19 protein-coding genes are annotated in these 20,407 nt (G+C 60.8%); 4 read left to right on the top strand and 15 right to left on the bottom strand.

All coding sequences use genetic code 11. The features are described 5' to 3' along the window. Positions 1 to 6 precede the first annotated feature (6 nt). From fliL to LA321_RS12305, 12 genes are all read right to left on the bottom strand, one after another. Positions 7 to 528 (bottom strand): flagellar basal body-associated protein FliL, encoded by a 522-nt coding sequence (gene fliL, locus LA321_RS12360; protein ID WP_042072164.1) that lies wholly within the window; start codon positions 526 to 528, stop codon positions 7 to 9. Positions 529 to 585: 57 nt separating this feature from the next. After that, positions 586 to 2,556 carry a flagellar hook-length control protein FliK gene (locus tag LA321_RS12355; protein ID WP_042072165.1) on the bottom strand — a complete coding sequence of 657 codons (1,971 nt, stop codon included), beginning with the start codon at positions 2,554 to 2,556 and terminating at the stop codon, positions 586 to 588. Positions 2,557 to 2,622: 66 nt separating this feature from the next. Then, positions 2,623 to 3,063, bottom strand: coding sequence for a flagellar export protein FliJ (gene fliJ, locus LA321_RS12350; RefSeq protein ID WP_026456074.1), 441 nt, complete (start codon positions 3,061 to 3,063; stop codon positions 2,623 to 2,625). Positions 3,064 to 3,088: 25 nt separating this feature from the next. Further along, positions 3,089 to 4,420, bottom strand: coding sequence for a flagellar protein export ATPase FliI (gene fliI, locus LA321_RS12345; protein ID WP_026456073.1), 1,332 nt, complete (start codon positions 4,418 to 4,420; stop codon positions 3,089 to 3,091). A 57-nt stretch (positions 4,421 to 4,477) separates the two neighbouring features. Then, positions 4,478 to 5,281, bottom strand: a complete 804-nt coding sequence (gene fliH, locus LA321_RS12340; RefSeq protein WP_042072167.1) for a flagellar assembly protein FliH — start codon at positions 5,279 to 5,281, stop codon at positions 4,478 to 4,480. Between the two features lie 69 nt (positions 5,282 to 5,350). Continuing rightward, positions 5,351 to 6,412, bottom strand: a complete 1,062-nt coding sequence (gene fliG / locus LA321_RS12335) for a flagellar motor switch protein FliG (protein ID WP_026456071.1) — start codon at positions 6,410 to 6,412, stop codon at positions 5,351 to 5,353. Beyond that, on the bottom strand, positions 6,405 to 8,108 hold the full coding sequence (gene fliF, locus LA321_RS12330) for a flagellar basal-body MS-ring/collar protein FliF (protein WP_042072168.1): 1,704 nt from the start codon (positions 8,106 to 8,108) through the stop codon (positions 6,405 to 6,407). The genes fliG and fliF overlap by 8 nt, the downstream gene beginning before the upstream one ends. Before the next feature lie 11 nt (positions 8,109 to 8,119). Next, complete coding sequence (gene fliE, locus LA321_RS12325; protein ID WP_026456070.1) at positions 8,120 to 8,437, bottom strand: flagellar hook-basal body complex protein FliE; 318 nt, start codon at positions 8,435 to 8,437, stop codon at positions 8,120 to 8,122. 123 nt (positions 8,438 to 8,560) lie between these two features. Further along, a complete protein-coding gene (locus LA321_RS12320; RefSeq protein ID WP_042072169.1) occupies positions 8,561 to 8,944 on the bottom strand; it encodes a hypothetical protein in 384 nt (127 codons plus the stop codon). Positions 8,945 to 9,093: 149 nt separating this feature from the next. Next, on the bottom strand, positions 9,094 to 9,873 hold the full coding sequence (gene befA / locus LA321_RS12315) for a beta cell expansion factor BefA (RefSeq protein ID WP_042072170.1): 780 nt from the start codon (positions 9,871 to 9,873) through the stop codon (positions 9,094 to 9,096). 225 nt (positions 9,874 to 10,098) lie between these two features. Next, positions 10,099 to 11,538 carry a pyruvate kinase gene (gene pyk / locus LA321_RS12310; RefSeq protein WP_026456067.1) on the bottom strand — a complete coding sequence of 480 codons (1,440 nt, stop codon included), beginning with the start codon at positions 11,536 to 11,538 and terminating at the stop codon, positions 10,099 to 10,101. A 162-nt stretch (positions 11,539 to 11,700) separates the two neighbouring features. Further along, positions 11,701 to 12,555, bottom strand: a complete 855-nt coding sequence (locus LA321_RS12305; RefSeq protein ID WP_167334817.1) for a MurR/RpiR family transcriptional regulator — start codon at positions 12,553 to 12,555, stop codon at positions 11,701 to 11,703. 280 nt (positions 12,556 to 12,835) lie between these two features. On the opposite strand from LA321_RS12305, the gene glk reads away from it, so the two are divergent. Continuing rightward, positions 12,836 to 13,876, top strand: coding sequence for a glucokinase (gene glk, locus LA321_RS12300; protein ID WP_224212211.1), 1,041 nt, complete (start codon positions 12,836 to 12,838; stop codon positions 13,874 to 13,876). A 197-nt stretch (positions 13,877 to 14,073) separates the two neighbouring features. Here the strand turns inward: glk and LA321_RS12295 are convergent, their stop codons facing one another. After that, positions 14,074 to 14,574, bottom strand: coding sequence for an SRPBCC family protein (locus LA321_RS12295; RefSeq protein WP_042024815.1), 501 nt, complete (start codon positions 14,572 to 14,574; stop codon positions 14,074 to 14,076). A gap of 150 nt (positions 14,575 to 14,724) precedes the next feature. Between LA321_RS12295 and LA321_RS12290 the strand changes: the two genes are divergently transcribed. After that, the gene (locus LA321_RS12290; RefSeq protein ID WP_042072172.1) at positions 14,725 to 15,171 is read left to right on the top strand and encodes a GNAT family N-acetyltransferase; all 447 of its coding nucleotides are present in this window, start codon (positions 14,725 to 14,727) and stop codon (positions 15,169 to 15,171) included. Positions 15,172 to 15,291: 120 nt separating this feature from the next. On the opposite strand, the gene LA321_RS12285 is transcribed toward LA321_RS12290, so the two are convergent. Next, positions 15,292 to 16,530 (bottom strand): uracil-xanthine permease family protein, encoded by a 1,239-nt coding sequence (locus LA321_RS12285; RefSeq protein WP_042024813.1) that lies wholly within the window; start codon positions 16,528 to 16,530, stop codon positions 15,292 to 15,294. 305 nt (positions 16,531 to 16,835) lie between these two features. Here LA321_RS12285 and LA321_RS12280 point away from each other — a divergent pair, with 305 nt between their 5' ends. Together LA321_RS12280 and LA321_RS12275 are read left to right on the top strand one after the other, a co-directional pair. Next, positions 16,836 to 18,041 carry a hypothetical protein gene (locus LA321_RS12280; RefSeq protein WP_042072173.1) on the top strand — a complete coding sequence of 402 codons (1,206 nt, stop codon included), beginning with the start codon at positions 16,836 to 16,838 and terminating at the stop codon, positions 18,039 to 18,041. Continuing rightward, positions 18,038 to 18,379: an RT0821/Lpp0805 family surface protein gene (locus tag LA321_RS12275; RefSeq protein WP_042072175.1), complete on the top strand. Its 342-nt coding sequence runs from the start codon at positions 18,038 to 18,040 to the stop codon at positions 18,377 to 18,379. The genes LA321_RS12280 and LA321_RS12275 overlap by 4 nt, the downstream gene beginning before the upstream one ends. Before the next feature lie 77 nt (positions 18,380 to 18,456). Here the strand turns inward: LA321_RS12275 and LA321_RS12270 are convergent, their stop codons facing one another. After that, positions 18,457 to 20,172, bottom strand: a complete 1,716-nt coding sequence (locus LA321_RS12270) for an NAD-dependent malic enzyme (protein ID WP_042072176.1) — start codon at positions 20,170 to 20,172, stop codon at positions 18,457 to 18,459. Between the last annotated feature and the right edge of the window lie 235 nt (positions 20,173 to 20,407).

The following is a 20,407-nucleotide window of genomic DNA, read 5'->3' as shown; positions in this document are numbered from 1 at the left end:
CTTCACCTATTGCATTACAAAGCCGGTAAACAGCACTTGTTCGATAACGGGGGAAGAGACCAGGTCATTGAGCACCCGACGGCACTCTTCCAGTGAATCCTTGCGCAGCTTCTCCTTGCCTTCGAAGGTCATCAACTGCTCGGCGGGTGCGGCACTGAAGACCCTCAGCAGGGTCCCTTCGATCAGTGGAATATGTTGCTTGGCCAGAGCCTCGTCGGCGGTGCCGCGCACCATCAGCTGGATCTTGATCTGCACCAGTCGATCCCGCTGCGCCCCCGCCACGTTGAACACGAAGGGGCGGGGCATGCCGACATAGAGTGACGGCTGGGGCGCCGCATCCTTGGCCGCCGCGCCATCGGCCTGCTCACTCTGCTCACCCTCTGCCGGTTTGTCAGATCCGGAGAGCATAAACCAGGCCCCTGCACCGCCACCGGCCAGCAAGATGACGGCCAGGGCAATGATAATGATCAGCTTTTTTTTCTTGCCCGCAGCGGGGTCTTTTAGCGTCAGTTCGTTATCGTCAGCCATCCCTTGTCCACCCTAGTCTCAAACTTGTTCGGTATCATAAACTTACTCGGGATTGCATCAAGCATAGAAATCAATTCCGGAACCGTTTGTCGATTCCGCCAGCAAACTTCGGCCGGAACTCGCCACCTCGACGCCACCTTGTCCCTCGGAAGCGCCTGACTGGCCACCCTGTTGGCCCTGCTGACCCTGTCCGCTGAAGCCTTGCTGCCCCTGTTGACCCTGCTGGGGCGCCTGCTGCTGCACCTGGGTCTGGCCGAGCTGGATACCCTGGCCGGCCAGCATTTCGCGCAGCCGGGGAATGGTCTGCTCCAGCATCTCGCGAGTCTGACCATGTTGTACCACAAAATGGACGTTCGCCTGGCTGTCAGCCCCGATCTGGATCTGGATCTTCATCTTGCCAAGGCCGAGGGGGTCGAGCTGGATCTCCGCCTGCTGCAGCTTGTCCGCCAGCATCACATTGACCTTCTGGTGCAGCTCGGCGGGAGCATCCTTGCTGGCCAGGTTCAGATGAGGCAAGGATTGCGGCTCACGGCGCACACCAGCCTCCGGCATGGTTGGCCCCTTGCTCTCCGTTACCTGGGGTTGCGGCTGGCTACCCTGCCCCGGCTGCACGCTCTGGGCGTCATTGCCAGTGCTGGCGGAGGCGGCGCCCGACCGGCTCTTGCTCGCCTCGGCGACCTTCTGCTTCACCTCCTGGGCCATCGCCTTGCGCAGCTCGCTGCTACCTGTCACCTCCATCTGCTGGATACCGGCCGAGATGGTCGACAGCGGAGCCTGGGGCCCCTGGGGTTGAGCCTGGGCCAGTGCTTGTTGCGGCGCCGTCATCACAGGAGGTGTGGTGCCTGCATCGCTGGCGGCCACCGGGCTGCTCTGTACCGCGGCATTGGCGCTGGCCGCCTTGGCCGCGCTGGCATCACTGCTGGCTGAATTGGCGGGTGCGGCCTGCTGGCCACTCTGCGCGGGTTCTTCTCCCTTGCTCCGAGCCTCGGAGGCGCTGGCCTGCACGCTGGCATCAGGTTGCTTGATGCCTTCACCGAACGCCCTGGCCGCCGCGGCCGGCCCCTGCAGGGGCGCGCCCTGGCCAGGTGACACCTTGCTCGCCATGGGGGGGATGTCGGGTTTGCTCTTGCTCTCTTCGCCCTCTTTCCCCTGCACTGCCTCACCCTGCTTCAGGGGAGGCGTCTGCTCCTCGCTGGGCAGGCGACCAGCCAGTTGGGCCAGACGCTCCTGGGCGGAGAGGGGCTTGTCCCCTTTCACGGCACCAGAAAGTCGCGGATCATCCTTGAGAGAGACCTTGTCATCTTCCCCCTCCAATACGGCATCAGCCAATATGGATTTTCCTTCATCTGCCGGGACCATCTTGGACTGCACAGCCTCGGCTTCATCCGCCAAGGACGCGGTAGGCAGGCTTCCCTCCGTCAGGGCTGACGACAAGGAAGGCATGGCGTTTGAAGCCGACTGGGCCGTCTCGCCGCCTTTGGCAGCCAGGGTATGGGCCAGCTTGCCCGCTGATGACGAGAGCCCGTCGTTATCGGCCAGCACGTCACCCTCCCCCTCTTGCGGCAAGAGATTGCCGTTCGCCACAAAAGCGAGGTCGATAGCCGCGTCTTGTTCCGCCACCACTTGTGCAGGCAAGGGCACCGCCGGCGCCGTGACCAGGGTGGTGTCGAGCTTGAGGGAGTCTTGCAGACGGAGCAGAAAATCGCTGGCGGGTAGATCCTCTGCTTTCGTGTCGGATTTATCGGATTTGGCGGGTTTGTCAGAGCCGGCAGCCTCCACCTCGGACGACACCTCATCGGTCGCCAAAGATTTGGCTGTCTGGGAAGAAGAAGCCTCGGGGGCACTCTTTACGCGCTCTGGCGCCGAGCCCGTCCCCTGAACCTTGGCGATCTCGGTGGCGAAATCCCCTCTCTGTCCGGACGGGTTGCCGCCATCGCTGCCGCCGGTTTCCGCCACGCCGTTCAGGGAGGCATTTTCCAAGCCATTCGTCAGAGTCGAAGGCGCCTGTGTCAACACTGTCTGCATCATGATGGGATCCCTGAATTCTGGAGGTGCCCACGTCAGGGCTACCGGCAATGTTCAGTTCAAAGCAAGTTACAGGCCAGATTGATGGAAACGCCTCAGTATGGCGTACTCATCCAGCATCTTCTGCTCCTGACGCTGGGCCTTCTGCTGCTCGCGGCTGGCCTGCTTCTCCAGCAGCAGCTCCACCGCCTTGCGCCGCTGCTGGGCCGCCAGCCAGGCTTCCCGCCGCTGCTCCAGCGCCTGGCGCACCTGCTGCACCCCTTCGCTCTGTTGGGTGGCGGCCTGTTCGAGCTTGTTGATGAAGGCGTGATACTGGGTATTTTGCTGGGCGCTGATCCCCTGTAGGCCGCGATCGGTCCACTGCTGGTGATAGATCTGGCGGTACTGGTTGAGGGCGTTTTGCTGATCCATGAACAGCTTCAGATCCTGCTGCGCCTTGACCAGCGCCAGCGCACACTGCTGTTCGGCCTCGACCAGCCGTTCGGCCAGCAACACCAACCCTTTACTCATCGCCGCTCTCTCCCCTCATCCGTCGTCAGCGCATCAGCGGCATGGCCACCATCTGCAAGGCTTGCAGGCCATCGTCATAGTGGATGACCTCGCGCATGCCCTGCTGCAAGAACTGATCCAGATAGGGTTTCTGGATGATGGCGCGGTCGATGCGGGGATCCGAGCCCTGGCTGTAGGCGCCGATGGTGATGAGATCCCGGTTTTGCTGATAGAGGGAGTAGAACTGCTTGAGGGTGCGCGCCAGCTCCATGTGCTCCGGCGAGGTGACCATGGGCATGACCCGGCTGATGGATTTCTCGATGTCGATGGCCGGATAGTGGCCCGAATCGGCGAGTTCGCGCGACAGCACTATGTGGCCATCGAGGATGGCTCGCGCCGCATCGGCGATGGGATCCTGCAGATCGTCCCCTTCCGTCAGCACGGTAAAAAACGCCGTGATGGAGCCCTGGCCGTCGCTGCCATTGCCCGCCCGCTCCACCAGCGCCGGCAATTTGGCGAACACAGAGGGTGGATACCCTTTAGTCGCCGGGGGCTCGCCCACCGCCAACGCGATCTCGCGCTGAGCCTGGGCGTAGCGGGTGAGCGAATCCATCAGCAGCAGCACGTTGAGCCCCTGATCGCGAAAATACTCGGCGATGGCGAGCGCCGTCTCGCACCCCTTGAGGCGCATCAGGGGCGAGGCATCGGCAGGGGCCGCCACCACCACGGAGCGGGCACGCCCCTCCTCCCCCAGGATCTCTTCGATAAACTCTTTCACCTCCCGGCCCCGCTCACCGATGAGGCCCACCACCACCACGTCCGCCACCGAGCCGCGGGTCATCATGCCGAGCAGCACGGATTTGCCGACGCCGGAGCCGGCGAACAGCCCCATCCGCTGGCCTTGACCCACGGTCAGCACGGCGTTGATGGCGCGCACCCCCACATCCATCGGCTGATGAATGGGACGGCGGGAAAGCGGGTTGATGCGATGCTGGGCGAACTGCACCGAGTGGGAGGAGAGGATGGGACCGAGGCCGTCGAGGGGCTGGCCGATGCCATCGATGACCCGGCCGAGCAGGTTCATGCCGACCGGAATGCCGTGCTCCTCGGTGATGGGTACCACACGGGCTCCCGGGATCACCCCCTTGAGCTGCTCGCTCGGCATCAGGTAGAGGCGATCACCGGAAAAGCCGACTACTTCCGCTTCCAGAGTGCCATCCAGGGTATCGATGCGACAGAGGGCCCCGATAGCGGCGCGACAACCTATGGCTTCCAGAGTCAGCCCCACCACCCGGGTCAATTTTCCGGCGACGGGCGGCTTGGGCGCGCTATCGCGAACCCGATACCCTTGCAACCGGTTGAGCAACGAGCCGCTCATCTGGCCTCCTCTGATACGAAAAAACGCCCGGGCCGGCCTCGGCCAACCCGGACGCTGTCATGAATGGGGATCCCGGGATGCGTTGTCCCGCAGAAAGTTGCGCAGCAGCTGATCAATACGCCCAGCCAGGGTCAGATCAATACTGGAGAGTTCGGTCGCCAGCTGCAGATCGCCGGGGGAGAGGGTGGGATCGCTTTGCAGTCGCCAGTGGCGCTTGGCGCACTCTTCGGCCCCGAACGCCTGCTCGATCCGTACCACATCGTCGGGATGGAGCATCAGGGTGACCCCCTGCTCGGCGGCGGGCAGCAGGGCCAGCCCCTCTTTGAGCGCCTCCAGCAGCAGACGGGGCGAGGTCTCGGCCTCATGGCGGATCAGCGCACGGGCCAGCTGCTGTACCAGGGCGATGAGCTGCTGCTCCACGGCCTGATCCAGCTCATTCAGGGGATTGGCCAATCGGGAGGCCAGTTCCTGCCAGTGGGCTATCTCCTGCTCCACCAGCTCGCGGCCCATGGCCAGCCCCTCCTCGCGCCCCTGTTCGAGGCCGGCAGCATGCCCCTGTTGCAGTCCCTCCAGCTTGCCCTCTTCCAGCCCCTTGGCAAATCCTGCCTCACGGCCTTCGGCCATTCCCTCTTCCCAGGCAGCCTGGCGAATGGCTTCCAGCTCCTCGGCGGTGATGCTGGGAGTCGGCTCCTGTTCGGGCTCCGGCTCCACCACCTCCTCTTCCTGCTGGTACCAGTCGGGGGAGAGTCCCAGCGCATTGGTCTCGACTTCGGACTCGACCTCCATCTCGGGCCAGCCCCAGGTCTCTACCTGGGTGTTATCGTTGTCCGGGCGCACATAGCCACGCAGTTTGTTGTTCATCTTTCAGCAGCGCTCCTCGTCGCGACCAGTTGCTGGCCCGCCATCACCATACCACTTGTTGATCATGGCTTAGAGGAACTCGTCGCCGCCACCGGAGCCCAGCATGATCTCGCCGGCATCCGCCAGACGGCGGGCGATGGAGAGGATCTCCTTCTGGGCGGCCTCCACTTCGGAGACCCGGATCGGGCCCATGGCCTCCAGATCGTCCGCCAGCATCTCGGCGGCCCGTTTGGACATGTTCTTGAAGATCTTCTCGCGCATCTGATCGTCGGAGCCCTTGAGGGCCCGTTGCAGCAGATCGCCGGGCACTTCCCGCAGCATGGTCTGGATGCCGCGATCGTCCACATCGATCAGGTTTTCGAACACGAACATCAGATCCTGGATCTGCTGGCTCATCTCCTCGTCCGACTCGCGGATGGAGTCCATCAGCTGGCCTTCGATGTTGGTGTCCAGATAGTTCATGATGTTGGCCGCCGCCTTCAGGCCGCCCATCTTGGCCGCCTGGGCGCCCGCCGCACCGGCGAACTGTTTCTCCATGATGTCGTTCAACTCTTGCAGTGCCGCCGGTTGTACCTCTTCCAGGTTGGCGATACGCATCACCAGATCCAGGCGCACCTGCTCCGGGAACTGGCTCAGGATCTCGGCGGACTGCTCGGGCTCGAGATAGGAGAGCACGATAGTCTGGATCTGCGGGTGCTCGTTTTGGATGATGCTGGCCACCTGGCGAGCATCCATCCATTTGAGGGAGTCGAGGCCGCGGGCACCTGACCCTAAGATGATCTGATCCACCAGGTTGCTCGCCTTGTCTTCGCCAAGGGCCGCCACCAACGCCTTGCGCACGAAGTCTTCGCTGCCGATACCGATATTGGTGTACTTCTGGATGTCGTCGATAAACTGACGGTGCACCGCCGCCACCCGATCGTGACTGAAGTCGGACATGGAGGCCATCGACATGCCGAGCCGCTGCACCTGCTTGGGTTCGAGGTGGCGGAAGATCTGGGCGGCATCCTCCTCGTTGAGGCTCAGCATCAATACCGCCGCCATCTCCATGCCGGACATCTGATCCAGGATCAGACGCTGGCTTTCGGTGATATCGTTACCGGTGACCTGGCTTTTATTCTCTTCAGGCATCTTTGGTTACCCATTCTTTAATGACCTGAGCGGCCAGATCCGGTTCGTTCGCCACCAGCGCACGGACCGCCTTGAGCAAGTCTTCATCCCGGTGCAGATCAGGCAGCTTGAGCTGACCATCGCGCAGTCCGAACACGGGCTCGGCTTCCGCCTGGGCCGCCAACAGGCTCAGCTCGTCGTCGCCACCCAGCACGGTGTGGTTGTCGAAATCCAGTTCTCCTTCCGGCTTGGCATCCGGGTAGAGCAGGCGCTTGAGCATGGGGCGCACCACGGTGACGATCAGCACTATGATGACCAGCACAGAGGCAGCGATGCGCACTGCGCGCCAGAACCAGGGCTGTTCGTAGAGCGGCGGCTCACCCACTACTTCCAGCTCGGGACGGTTGAACGGAATGGCGACCACTTCCAGGGTGTCACCCCGGGTCACATCAAAGCCGAGGCCACCGCCGAGCAGGCGGCGCAGGGTATCGAGTTCGGCCTGGGTGCGCGCCTCGCGAGTTACCTTGCCATCGGTACCGGTCACCGACTTGTAATCCACCGCGACCGAGACGGTCATGCGGCGAATGCCCCCCATCTGGCGACGGGTGTGGCTGACGGTGGTATCGAGTTCGAAGTTGCGGGTCGCCTCCTTGCGGGAACGGCCCGAGGCGGCGGAGCCGGACTCGCCACCGGTCGCCTGTTCGGGAATGTTGGAGGCGGCGGGGGGCTGGTTGGAGAGGGCCCCCGGGATGCCGCCGTTGCTGCCGCTGGAGCTATTCTCCTCCAGAGTCATTTCGGAGCGCACCGCCGGCAAGTCGGGATTGTAGGTCTTGCGGGTCTGCTCCTGCTGGGAGAAGTCGAGGGAGAGATCGACCTCCGCCGTATAATTGTCGGCGCCAAGCACCGGGATCAGGATAGCGTCAATTTTTTGTTTGTATTCGAGCTCCTGCTTCTGCTGCATCGCAAACTCCTTGCGAGTCTGGGCAGAGACGGGATCCTGGGAGCCGGAGTTGAGCAAACGGCCGTTCTGATCGGTCACGGTGACGCGAGTCGGCACCAGGCCGTGCACGGCGGAGGCGACCATGTCGACGATGGAGTCCACCTCCCCCTGATTGAGGGCGGAGCCCTTGAGCTTGAGTACCACGGTCGCGCTGGGTTTGCGCTCGTTGCGGGCAAACACGTTCTCTTTGGGGATGGCCAGCAGCACCTGGGCACTGGCCACGCTCTGGAACTGCTCGATGGCGCTGGCCAGCTGGCGCTCGCGGCTCAATTTCAGGCGCTCGCTCTCCATCCGCTGACTGACGCCGAAGCTGGAATCCTTGAGCAGAATATCTTCGCCGTCATTGGTCATGTCGCTCGCATTGACCAGACCGGCACGGGTCAGGGCCAGCTTGATGCTGGGGTAGTTTTCGGCACTGACCAGCACGCTCTTGCCATCCACCTGATAGGGGATCTTCTGCTGATCGAGAAAATCGAGGGTCTTGACCAGTTCCTGGGTGGTGTAGGTGCCGAGGGGACGCATGTCCGGCTCCTTGCCCCACAACAGAATGAAGACGGCGATGGCCAGGCAGATGGCCAGCCCCAGGATCAGAGTGATTTGCCGCAGCACGTCGGTGTTGGACAGAAAGCCCAGCGCCGAACTCTTCTGCTCATTTTCATCGAGGGCGGCGGTGCCCTCATCGTTCATCAGCAGTTCGCCGTTTTGGTCAGTAGCCACGATTCAAATCCTTACACTGGCATGTTCATGATGGTCTTGTAGGCATCGACCATCTTGTTGCGGACCTGTACCGTTGCCTCGAAGGCAATGGAGGACTTCTGGCCTGCGATCATGACTTCCGACAGATCCACCGACTTGTCACCCATATCGAAACGGGTGCGCAGATCGTTGGCAGCCCCTTGCAATTCGTTGACGTTGCCAAGTGCCTGCTGCAGCAACTGGCCAAAATCGGAAGTCACCTGGCGACCGGGTTGTGTCAGCGGTGTGGCGCCTGCCTCAATCTTGAGGGCCTGCATCTCTTGCATCAGGCTGCTTGCACTAATTTCCATTTTTCATCCCCAGACAAATCATTGACGCTGACAGGCACCAAGCAATAAGAGTGCCAATTAGGAAAAATGTCCTCAGGCCAGGGGATTGGGTGGTCGCAGAGGGCGATGACGAACCGGCGCCAGTTACGGCCGCGGCACGGCCCCCTCGCCCAGCAACAGCCTCAGATAGCTCAGATGCAGATCGTAGTGTTCCCCGGCGGGCAGCTTGACCAGCACTTCGTTGTGAAGGTAACCCGCGCGGCTCGCCGCCAGCTCGGGAGGGATCAGTCTCTCCACCACCAGCCTGGCAACGATGGCATCCGCCAGGGCCATGGTCGCCTCATCAGCACGCCCCCAGCCGAAATGCCCGCGATATTGCGATCCTTCAGGGTTGGGCTCGAGGGGAGAGACCTGCTCCCCCTTGACCCAGAAGGCCATGGGGATCCCATCCTGCAGACGCAGATAGACGCTCTGCTTGTCCCAGCTCGGGGCCGCGTCCATCCCGTCCTGTTCTGCTGCTTGTGTCATGCCACTCTCCTTGTTCTGCTGACAAATCCTGCTTGCGCCCATGAAAAAGAGGGCCGATGGCCCTCTTTTTACTGCAAGTTGCGTCATTTAAACAGACAACAATTCACTGTGAGCGAAGAAAAAGATGCGGTTGCTCAAAGCCTGCGCAATCACTGGGTCAGATCCTTGTCGATCCAGTATTTGGAGCCGGAAATATTGGCGTCCAGCAGCAACCCCTTCTCGCCGATCTGGTAGATGGCCATGCCACCGTTGTACTTGGCGGTGAGCTCGGCGCTCTCCTTGCCAGCGACGGCCCCCACTTCCGAGGTCGCTTCCCATCCCTGGGTGACGAAGGCATCAAATCGCGCCTTGTCTTCAAACAGGATCACCTGCTGGTAAAACTTGCCCCCCAGACCCGCGGCAATACCCGCACCAAACATCTTCATGTAGGTGTGCTTGCCCATGGTGCGATCGATTGCCACCCCGGCCCCCTGATTGGTATGGAGCATCAGGGAGAACTTGCGCGAATCGAACACCGCATAACCATATGCCTTGTCAAATAGCAACTTGGCCGAAGGTTGCTCGTTGAACAACCTCACCAGCGCGGTATCGGCCATGGTGTTGAGGGCGAGGCGCGCCTCTTCCGGGGTCTCGGGTTCGAGCATCTCGTCGAGCTTCTTGTCGGCGACCGCCAGCCACTCCTTGCCGGTGGCGATGCTCTTGTCAGTCCAGACACCGGCGGTATTGAACGCATCCTCGCCCCAGGCGGAGACGGAGGCCCAGCTCTTTTTGGAGAAATCGCTGACATCCTGCCAGACCTCCTTGCTGGTCTCGCTGACCGCAGTGCCGAGATCGGACGCCGCCTCTTTCAACTTGGCCCAGTCCGCGTGAGCCGGTGACAACACCAGCCCCAGCGACAGGGCCATCAACCATTTTTTACCCGGATTCATGCCAGATCTCCTCGTATGCTTCGCGGTGTAACAAGCAATCTGTCTTCAGCAGTGACAGCAAACCATACCATGTTTTAGCCGTGGGGTGCCGCTTAGGCCAGAGACCCACACTATCCCCGGCCTCTCCCGCCAATGAGTCCTCGTAACCGGCCCGGCAGACGAATATAAAAAAGCTGCTCACCTCGCGGTGAACAGCTTTCTGGTTGTATTGGCGGATGAAAGGCCTTATTCGACCATCATCACCTTGCAGGTGTTGGTACTGCCGACGGTCTCCATCTTGTCGCCGTGGGTCAGCAACACCATGTCGCCGCTTTGCAGCAGTCCCTTGGCCTTGAGCACGTCCAGCGCGTCGCGGCACACTTCGTAGACCGGCTTGGTCTCGTCGCCATCAAACAGCACCGGGGTCACGCCGCGGTAGAGATTGGTCCAGGCCAGGGTCTTGTTGTGCGGTGACAGGGCGAAGATCGGCAGACCGGAGCTGATGCGGGACATCAGCAGCGGCGTAGTGCCGGATTCGGTCAGCGCCACGATCGCCTTGACCCCTTCCAGGTGGTTGGCCGCATACATGGTGGACATGGCGACGGCTTCCTCCACCGAGGTGAAGGTGTAACTCATGCGGTGGTTGGAGACGTTCAGGCTCGGGTGCTTCTCGGCGCCCACGCAGACGCTGGCCATGGAGGTCACTGTCTCGATGGGGAACTGGCCGGCGGCAGTTTCGGCGGAGAGCATCACTGCATCTGTGCCGTCCAGCACGGCGTTGGCGACGTCCATCACCTCGGCACGGGTCGGCAGCGGCGCATTGATCATCGACTCCATCATCTGGGTCGCGGTGATCACCACCCGGTTCAGACGACGGGAGTAGCGGATCAGCTTCTTCTGCACACCCACCAGCTCGGGGTCGCCGATCTCGACGCCCAGATCGCCACGAGCCACCATGACGGCATCGGAGCCAAGGATGATGTCTTCCATCGCCTCGTCGGTGGCGACGGTTTCGGCGCGCTCGACCTTGGCCACGATCTTGGCGTTGGAACCGGCTTCGCGGGCCAGCTCGCGGGCGTAGCGCAGGTCATCGCCGCAGCGGGGGAAGGAGACTGCCAGGTAGTCCACATTCATGCGGGCGGCAGTCTTGATATCTTCCTTGTCTTTCTCGGTCAGGGCCGGCGCGGAGAGGCCGCCCCCCTTCTTGTTGATGCCCTTGTTGTTGGAGAGCGGGCCGGCAACAGTCACTGTGGTGTGAATGCGAGTACCTTCGACACGTTCGACTTTCAGTTGCACACGACCGTCGTCCAGCAGCAGGATGTCGCCCGGCACCACGTCATTAGGCAGGCTCTTGTAGTCGATCCCCACCTGCTCCTGGCAGCCTTCACCCTTGCCGAGGGCGGCGTCCAGCACGAACTTGTCACCGATGGCCAGGTAGATCTTGCCATCCTTGAAAGTGGAAACACGGATTTTCGGGCCCTGCAGGTCACCCATGATGGCCACGTGGCGGCCGAGTTTGGCAGCAATGTCACGCACCTGGTTGGCGCGCTGGATATGATCTTCAGGAGTGCCGTGAGAGAAATTCATCCGCACCATGTCGGCGCCGGCGCGGATGATCCCTTCCAGGATCCCTTCGCGGTCGGTAGCCGGACCGAGTGTGGTTACAATCTTTGTACGTCTAGGCATGAAAGACTCCAATATGAAGTTGATATGACTTGAAATTCTGCCCCATCAAGCGGATGCCGACAGGCATCCGTTTGCCAGCCATCTGGGTGGCTTTTGTTATTAAATTACAATACTACACCAAAGCAGGGTGGCATAGACAGCCGGGGGTCACCCCCCGACGATTCAGGAAGAGTGCGGTGTATCGAAGCGGGATTCGCGCAGTCCCTCTTTCACTTTTTTCAGGTTTTCGCGAAACTTCATCCCCCGGCGCAGGGTGAAACCGGTCGCCAGCACATCCACCAGCGCCAGCTGGGCGATACGGGAGGCCATCGGCATATAGACATCGGTGTCTTCCGGCACATCCATGGAGAGCACCAGGTTGCACTCGCGGGCCAGCGGCGAATCCTTGGCGGTCATGCCGATGACGGTGGCATCGTTTTCGCGGGCCAGCGCGGCAATCTCGACCAGCGCCTTGGTGCGGCCGGTGTGGGAGATGAGCACCACCACATCCCCCTCTGAGCTGTTGATGCAGCTCATGCGCATCATGACGATGTCATCAAAGCTCACTACCGGGATGTTGAAGCGGAAGAATTTGTTCTGGGCATCGCGGGCGACGGCCGAAGAGGCGCCAAGGCCGAAGAAGCTGATCTTCTTGGACTGGGTCAGGATATCGACGCAGCGATTGATGGCTGAGATATCCAGGCTGTTTTTGGCCGCATCCAGGCAGGCCATGGTGGATTCGAAGATCTTGGCGGTATAGGTATCGGGGCCGTCTTCCGCCTCTACGTGACGGTTCACATAGGGTGTACCATTGGCCAGGCTCTGGGCCAGGTGCAGTTTGAAATCGGGAAAACCCTTGGTATCGAGACGACGACAAAAACGGTTGACGGTCGGTTCACTGACGTCGGCCATTTTGGCCAGGGCGGCGATGCTGGAGTGAATGGCAGTTTGGGGAGACGCCAGGATCACCTCGGCGACCTTGCGTTCTGATTTACTGAAACTTTCCAAGTTGTTTGTAATTTTATCAAGGGTATTCATCATCACCACCAGGCATTTTTTGTAATTTAGCTTCAGTGTCTTTGCACTCAACTTACGGCTAAGCAGGTTTCCAATCAACTTGATGACTATACAAGACAAGTGGTTATCGCAACTAACACCTGCCATACAAAGTATGACTCATCTCTAATTATTTCGTACTTTTCGTTACAAAACGTCACCTAGCCCTGAAAGCGCTTACAAATGTTGCAAAGCAACAACACTGTGAGCAGGCGCACGTTTGTGCCGTTCCGGTGGGTGAGCGGGGCCGAGCTCGGATAGAATGGTCCGTCACAATCCAACAATAATCTCGGGACGCCAACGGTCGTCCAAAGCCTGTAACGAAGGAGTTGTTATGCAGCATACCCATGCGCTGGTCGGCGATGTCGGCGGTACCAATGCGCGTCTGGCCCTGTGTGAGCTGGCCACCGGCACTATCTCCCAGGCAAAAACCTATTCAGGTCTTGCCCACCCCTCTCTCGAATCCGTCGTACGCCTCTATCTGGATGAGCACGCAGCAAAAGTAAGCGAGGCTTGCATCGCCATCGCCTGCCCCATCAATGGTGACTGGGTCGCGATGACCAACCACAGCTGGGAATTCTCTATCAAGGAGATGCAGGCCAATCTCGGTCTTGAACGCCTGCTGGTGATCAACGACTTTACCGCCGTCTCCATGGCCGTTCCCGTGCTGCCGGAAGCGGATCGCATCCAGCTGGGCGGAGGGGCCCCCGTGGCAGGCAAACCCATCGCCATCTATGGGGCTGGCACCGGCCTTGGCGTGGCCCATCTGGTCAAGGCGGGTGAGCAGTGGCTGAGCCTGCCGGGCGAAGGGGGGCATGTGGATTTTGCCGCCAACAGCGAAGAGGAGGACGCCGTTTTGCAGGTGATGCGTGGTGAACTGGGTCATGTCTCGGCCGAGCGCTTCCTCTCTGGTCCGGGGCTGGTCAATCTCTATCGCGGCCTGGTGAAATCCGATGGTCGCGAACCCGAATCACTGGCGCCGAAAGACATTACCGAGCGCGCCCTGGCCAACTCATGCCTGGACTGTCGCCGCACCTTGAGCCTGTTCTGCGTGCTGATGGGCCGTTTTGCCGGCAACCTGGCACTCAACATGGGCACCTTTGGCGGCGTCTATATTGCGGGCGGCATAGTGCCGCGCTTCCAGGAGTTCTTTACCGGATCGGGTTTTCGGGTGGCGTTTGAAGACAAGGGGCGTTTCAAATCCTACCTCAAGGATATCCCGGTATTTCTGATCACCCATGAAGGTCCGGGACTGCTCGGCGCGGGTGCCTATTTGCGCCAGTCGATGGGACTCAAGATCTGAGCAAAGCCTGTCAGGGCAAGGATCATGCCATGGTTCAGCCTCGATTCAGTGACCATGACATAAAGTGACGTCACGTAATCAAGAGGGCAGGACTTCACATGGAGTGGAAACCTCTCTCATCCACTGGTTACGTTTGTCACCTGACAAGCCTGAACTGTTTCAACCGGCCTTTTGGCCGGTTTTTTTTTATGTCCGGCTTACTGGGCCAGGGATTTGAGCTGGGATTTGTCGGGGGGATTGTTCCAGTCGATGGGCCCGTGGGTAAACCGGTACTGCAACCTTGGCAGGCTGAGTTCCAGCCACTCCTCCCTGAAATAGGCATAGCCCTGCTCCCAGTCAGGATCATTGGCCCAGCCGGTTTGCAGGAAATAAAGCCGGGTACCCTGCCCTTCGGGCACGAAACGCAGGCTGACCTGGGTTTTTTGCTGGCGGATATGAGACAGAAAAGGTGGGAAATTCCAGCTGAAGCTGAGCAGGTCATAGGGCATGACCGCCATCACCCTGCACCCTTCGCTGCCTCTTTCTCCCAGTGGGGCATCTGGCCTGAAATAGATCTCGAAAGGACCATTCGGTTCCGCCACCATCAGGCACTCGGGAGCAAGAAAACTGCGCAGACCGCTCTCGGTTGTCCAGGCATGCCAGACATCGTCGATGTGAGCAGGAACAAAAATGTTGCCTTCTATCTGTTTATTTTCCATAAATCAGCGATCCTCAAGCCATCCATACAGGGGACTCCGGCAGTATAGCCTCAGGGCAAAGACAATGGACAGCGCTTAATCACACCCTTCTTATCTGCTTCGTGCTGCAAAGTATTGCCAGCGCTCAACCACCTCAACAGGGAGATCATCATGATCCGACTCATGGCACCAGAAGACAGGCACCATCTTGCCAACCTGTTTCTCAAGAGCCGTCGGGACACCTTTCACTGGGTCGATCCAGCCTGCTTCAGAGCAGACGATTTTGCAACCCAGACCCAGGGAGAAACCATCTGGGTGGCAGAGCGAGGGGGATATCTGTGTGGCTTCATTGCCATCTGGCAACCCGATGACTTTGTGCATCACCTCTATGTCAGCGCAGACTGGCACGGCCAGGGGATAGGGCGAGCACTGCTCGAACAGGGCCTGGCCAGTGCGCGGCGCCAACCCAGTCTCAAGGTGGCAACTCGCAATACTGCGGCCTTGGCTTTTTACCATCGCCTGGGGTGGCAGACGACTGAAGAGACCGGACACTGCGAGATAACCGGCCCCTGGTGCAAACTGGTCGCCCCCTGGTCAGGCAACTCCCGGCAAGCCTGACTGCCCGGCGTCTTCTTGCCTCTCATCTTTTATGGTGCTCCTGATTACTCCCCCGGAGCGCATCAATAAAGAAGGCCACCCAAGGGTGGCCTTCAATGCTAATAATCAACTACTTGCCACTCAATCCTTGGCGGACTCCATGGCACCCTCTTCGGAGTGCTGGGGCAGGATGAGGTTGAGCAGGATAGCGGCAACGGACGCCAGGCCCACGCCAGCCAGGGCGAAGTCACCGATCTTCATCTCCAGCGCGCCGACACCCACGGTCAGGGTCACGGCCACGATGGCGATGTTGCGCGACAACCCCAGGTCCACCTTGGACTCCACCAGGGTCTTGAGACCGATGGCGGCGATGGATCCGAACAGCAGCAGCATGATACCGCCCATCACCGGCATGGGGATGGAGGTGAGCAGAGCATTGAACTTGCCGAAGAAGGCCAGAATGATGGCGAACACGGCGGCCCAGGTCATGGTGACCGGGTTGAAGTTGCGGGTGATCATCACGGCGCCGGTCACTTCCGCGTAGGTGGTGACGGGAGGGCCACCGATAAGACCGGCGAAGCAGACCCCGATGCCGTCACCGGCCAGGGTGCGGTGCAGACCGGGATTCTTGGTGTAATCCTTGCCAGTCACCCCGCCGATGGCCAGCACGCCACCGATATGTTCGATGCAGGGGGCGATGGCCACCGGCAGCATGAACAGCGCAGCAGCCCAGTTGATCTCGGGAGTTTCGAAGTGGGGCAGCGCCAGCCAGGGGGCATTGGCCATGCCATCGAAGCTCACCTGGCCCATCAGCACGGCAGAGACATAGCCGGCAATCACACCGCACAGGATGGGGATTAGCTTGATCCAGCCCTTGCAGAACACGGCAGCAATCAGGGTCACCGCCAGCGAGATGCCCGCCAGGGTCAGCGCCGTGGTAGCAGGCACTACCTGTTCACCACCGGCACGGCCCATCGCCATGTTGCAGGCAACCTGGGCAACGGAGAGGCCAATCACCATGATCACCGGGCCAATCACCACCGGCGGCAACAATTTGTGCACAAACCCCATGCCGCGAGCCCGGATGATGGCAGCCAGGATGAAATACATGAAACCGGCGGCAAACAGGCCGAACATGGTGGATGGCAGACCCCAGGTCTGGGTGGCATAGATGATGGGAGCGATAAAGGCGAAACTGGAACCGAGGAAGATCGGAACCTGACGGCGGGTGCAGAGCTGGAACAGCAGGGTTCCCACACCGGCGCCAAGCAGGGCCATGGCGGGGTTAAGTCCGGTGAGCAGGGGCACCAGAACCATGGCACCGAAGGCGACAAACAGGATTTGCAGCCCGGCGACGCTTTGCTTGACTAAGGAAAACATGGATGTCCTTAATTTTTTGATAACTGACAGGGATATTTGACACTTTTCAGTTATCACAAGACTTTTTCAAGGCACTGAATGAGCCAATTGGCGTCATTTGTTACCTTTTACTGCTTGAGGAGGGCATGAAACTGGCTTTTTAGGCGGGATTCGTTGCTACAAGCATCGAGGATGCGATTTTACGCACTTTTATGGCCGTCGCCAATCGTTTTTCCATGCTGTTTTGTTTGTCAATGGCTCCCCTACCCCTCCATCAGCCCGCCCTATACTTGATGACGTGAACCCAGCCGGACAAGGAGTCCCCCATGTCACTGCCCGCTTTCAAACCCAGCCAGCGCAGACTGCTGGTGGGTTCGGCCATCGCCCTGGCCCTGTTTGCCACCCCGTACAGCTATGACTTCAGCCACCATCAGTGGCAGGTGAATCAGGCCTATGCCAAGTCCTGCTTCGTGGCCGGCACCCGCATCCTGATGGCCGACGGGGAGGAGCGCCCCATCGAAACCCTGCAGGCCGGTGAACGGGTGCGGGATCAATATGGACGCAGCAACCGCATCCTCGCGGTCGAGCGGGTACTGCTGGGGGAGCGCCGGCTCTACGGGCTCAACCAGCTGGCCCCCTTCTTCACCGCCGAGCACCCCTTCCTGACCACCCGCGGCTGGGCGGCCATCGCACCGGCCATGACCCGCACCGAAAACCCGACCCTCGCCGTGCTGCCGCTCTTTACCGGCATGCACCTGCTGGGCTGGTCGGAAACCGGCAGCGCAGGCAACCTGGCGCTGGCTCCGCAACCCGCCCTGCTGCTGGTGGAGTCCCTCTGCTGGATTGACGCCCCGCCCACCACGGCACTGTTCAACCTGATCCTCGATGGCAGCCACAGCTATATCGCCAATGAGTTGATCGTTCACAACAAGGATGGCGATGGCAATAGCGGTGGGGGTGGCAGCGGAGGTGGTGGTGGAAACAGCAGCAGTGGTAGTGGCGGCAGCGATAGCGGCGGAGGCAGCGACAGCGGCGGAGGCAGCAACAGCGGCGGAGGCAGCGACAGCGGCGGAGGCAGCGACAGCGGCGGAGGCAGCGACAGCGACAGCGGTGGAGGCAGCGACAGCGGTGGAGGCAGCAACAGCGGCGGCAGTAGCCATGGCGGCGATGACCATGGTCAGGGTGAACACGCCGGTGGAGAACAACATGCAGGAGGAGATCGCCATGCCGGTGGCGAGCAACATGCCGGAGGGGATCGTCACGCCGGCGGTGAGCGTCATGGCGGTGGTCGTGGCCTCGGCAACGGCCTGGATGACAGCGGTCTCGACGATAACGGCGTGGATGCCATCGATGCCAACGGCAACGAGATCCGGGGCGATGGCACGGTCGACGACAACGGCGTGGACGCCGTCGATGCTGACGGCAACAAGCTGCGGGGGGATGGTACGGTAGACGATCGCGACCAGACCCTGACCGATGCTCAGGAACAAACCCTAATCCAACAGGGCTTTAGCACCAAGGAGCAGCCATGAACCGTTATCTGTTGATCTGCCTCTCCTTGTGGCTGTTCGGCTGTGCCGCCCAGCAGTCGGCCCCGCTCTACCACCAGATGGACAAGCAGGACGTGGCGCTGGCCAACCAGGCCCTGGCCGAGGCACTGCAAACCCGCCCCAAGGGCCAGAGTCTTACCTGGTTCAACCCCGCCAACCACCACTCGGGCAGCGTCACGCCGCTGCGCACTTTTCGCCATCCCAATGGCCTCTGGTGCCGCGACTACCGCGAGCAGCTCTACATAGGCCAAGCCAGCCAGCAGTGGCAGGACACCGCTTGCCGCAGCAAGGGAGGGCACTGGCTGCCACTGCGCAGCTGACCGCGCCGGTGACAGCCTGGGTAACAAAACAAAGGGGGTGGCCATGGCCACCCCCTTTCATTTCAAGCTTGCCCGGATCACACCCGGCGATAGGGCAGGTAGACCGGCTCCCACATGTGGCTCAGGATGTGCTGCTGCAGATCCTGGCCGATCAGCGGATGGCCGGGATCCTTGCGTACTATGTCTTTCAGCACGGCGGTCGCCACGTGCACCGAGATGCTGCGCAGCTCGCGAATGCGCGGATAAACCGCCCCCTGCGCCAGATCTACCTCGCTCACACACTCGGCCAGCGCAAAGGCGGCGGTGGTGAAGATGTCGGGGCTTATCTCGCGGATCTGGCTGACGATAGCCGCCAGCCCCACTCCCGGGAAGATGAAGACGTTGTTGCCCTGCCCCACCCGGTAATCCTGCCCCTCGTAGTGCACATCCTTGAACGGGCTGCCGGTGGCGACGATGGCCTTGCCCTTGCTCCAGCAATAGATGTCCTCCGGCAGCGCCTCGCAGTTGGCGGTCGGATTGGAGAGCGGGAACACCATTGGGCGTTCGCAATGGGTCAGCATCAGCTGGATATGCTGCTCCTTGAAGGCACCACCGGCACCGCTGGTGCCCAGCAACACAGTGATGGGCACATGGCGCAGCACATCGGTCAGGTTCGCCTTGCCGGGGACTTCGGTGTCCCAGCCCGACAGCAACAGGCCCGGCTTGGCATAGCGGCGCTTGTACTCGTCAAGCCCCTCACGGTTGTCACACACCAGCCCCTGGGTATCCAGGATATAGATGCGATCCCGCGCAGCCTGGGGATCCATGCCCTCGCGGATGAGGCCGGCGCAGATCTGGTCCGCCACCCCGACCCCGCCGGCACCGGCACCATAGACCAGATAGTTCTGCTGACCCAGGCTTTCGCCCTTGGCCTTGACCGCCCCTATGATGCCCGCCAGCACCACGGCCCCCGTGCCCTGGATATCGTCATTGAAGGAGGGCAGCGACTGCTGATAACGGGAGAGATTGTTGAAGGCGTTGGACTTGCTGAAGTCTTCCCACTGCAGCACCGCATTGGGGAAGTGGCGCTTGACCCCGGCCACGAACTTGTCGATGAAGTCATCATACTCCTTGCCACGAATGCGCTTGTGGGGCTGACCCAGATACATGGGGTCATCGAGCAGCGCCTGGTTGTCGGTACCCACATCCAGCGCGATGGGCAAGCAGCAGGCGGGATGGATCCCGGCGCCCAGGGTGTAGAGGGAGAGCTTGCCGATGGGAATGCCCATGCCGCCCACCCCCTGATCGCCGATCCCCAGGATCCCCTGGCTGTCGGTCACTACGATAATGCGCACGGATTTGGCATCGAGATGGCGGGCCAGGGAGCCCATGTCCTCGACGTTTTTCGGGGTGATGTAGAGGCCGCGCGGCTTCTGGAAGCGGTGGCTGAACTCCTGGCACGCCTTGCCCACTGTCGGGGTATAGATGTAGGGGGTCATCTCCTCCACATGGCGCGACAGCAGGGCATAGAAAAGGGTCTCGTTGCGATCCTGCAATGCCCGCAGGTTCTGGTATTTCTCGATATCGTTGCAGGCGCTCAGAAAGCCCTGATAGACCCGCTCCAGCTGGGCTTCAAACGTTTGCACCTGGGGTGGCAGCAGGCCGTCGAGCTCGAAGTCGGCCCGCTCCTGTTCGGTAAAGGCGGTGCCCTTGTTGAGATTGCGATCGTTGAGCAGATCGGTGCCTGTCAGTGCAACGGGGCGAAAATCTTGTCCCTGTGCATCTTTCCACAGCAGATATTGTCCGGTAGCCATAGTCATTCTCGTTGATTTACATGAAGTTGCCGTTCGGCAGGAGAGCGAGACACATAATGAAATCAATCATATGACGTTTATCTATTCGATTTTGTGAGCTTGGGCATACCCCTGCCCTCCTGCCAGGGGCCAGGGCGAGAAAGTTGTGTCGAACTATCCAACCCGCAGACCGACATAGCCTTGTTTCCCCGGATGGAGAGCAAAAGAAGGGGCGCCGCAGCGCCCCTGTTTAAAC

Origin of the sequence: Aeromonas enteropelogenes (assembly GCF_020097295.1) — a bacterium.
Taxonomy (GTDB): domain Bacteria; phylum Pseudomonadota; class Gammaproteobacteria; order Enterobacterales; family Aeromonadaceae; genus Aeromonas; species Aeromonas enteropelogenes.
The sequence above is the reverse complement of the archived record's forward strand: the minus strand, read 5'-3'. Positions and strand labels throughout refer to the sequence as shown.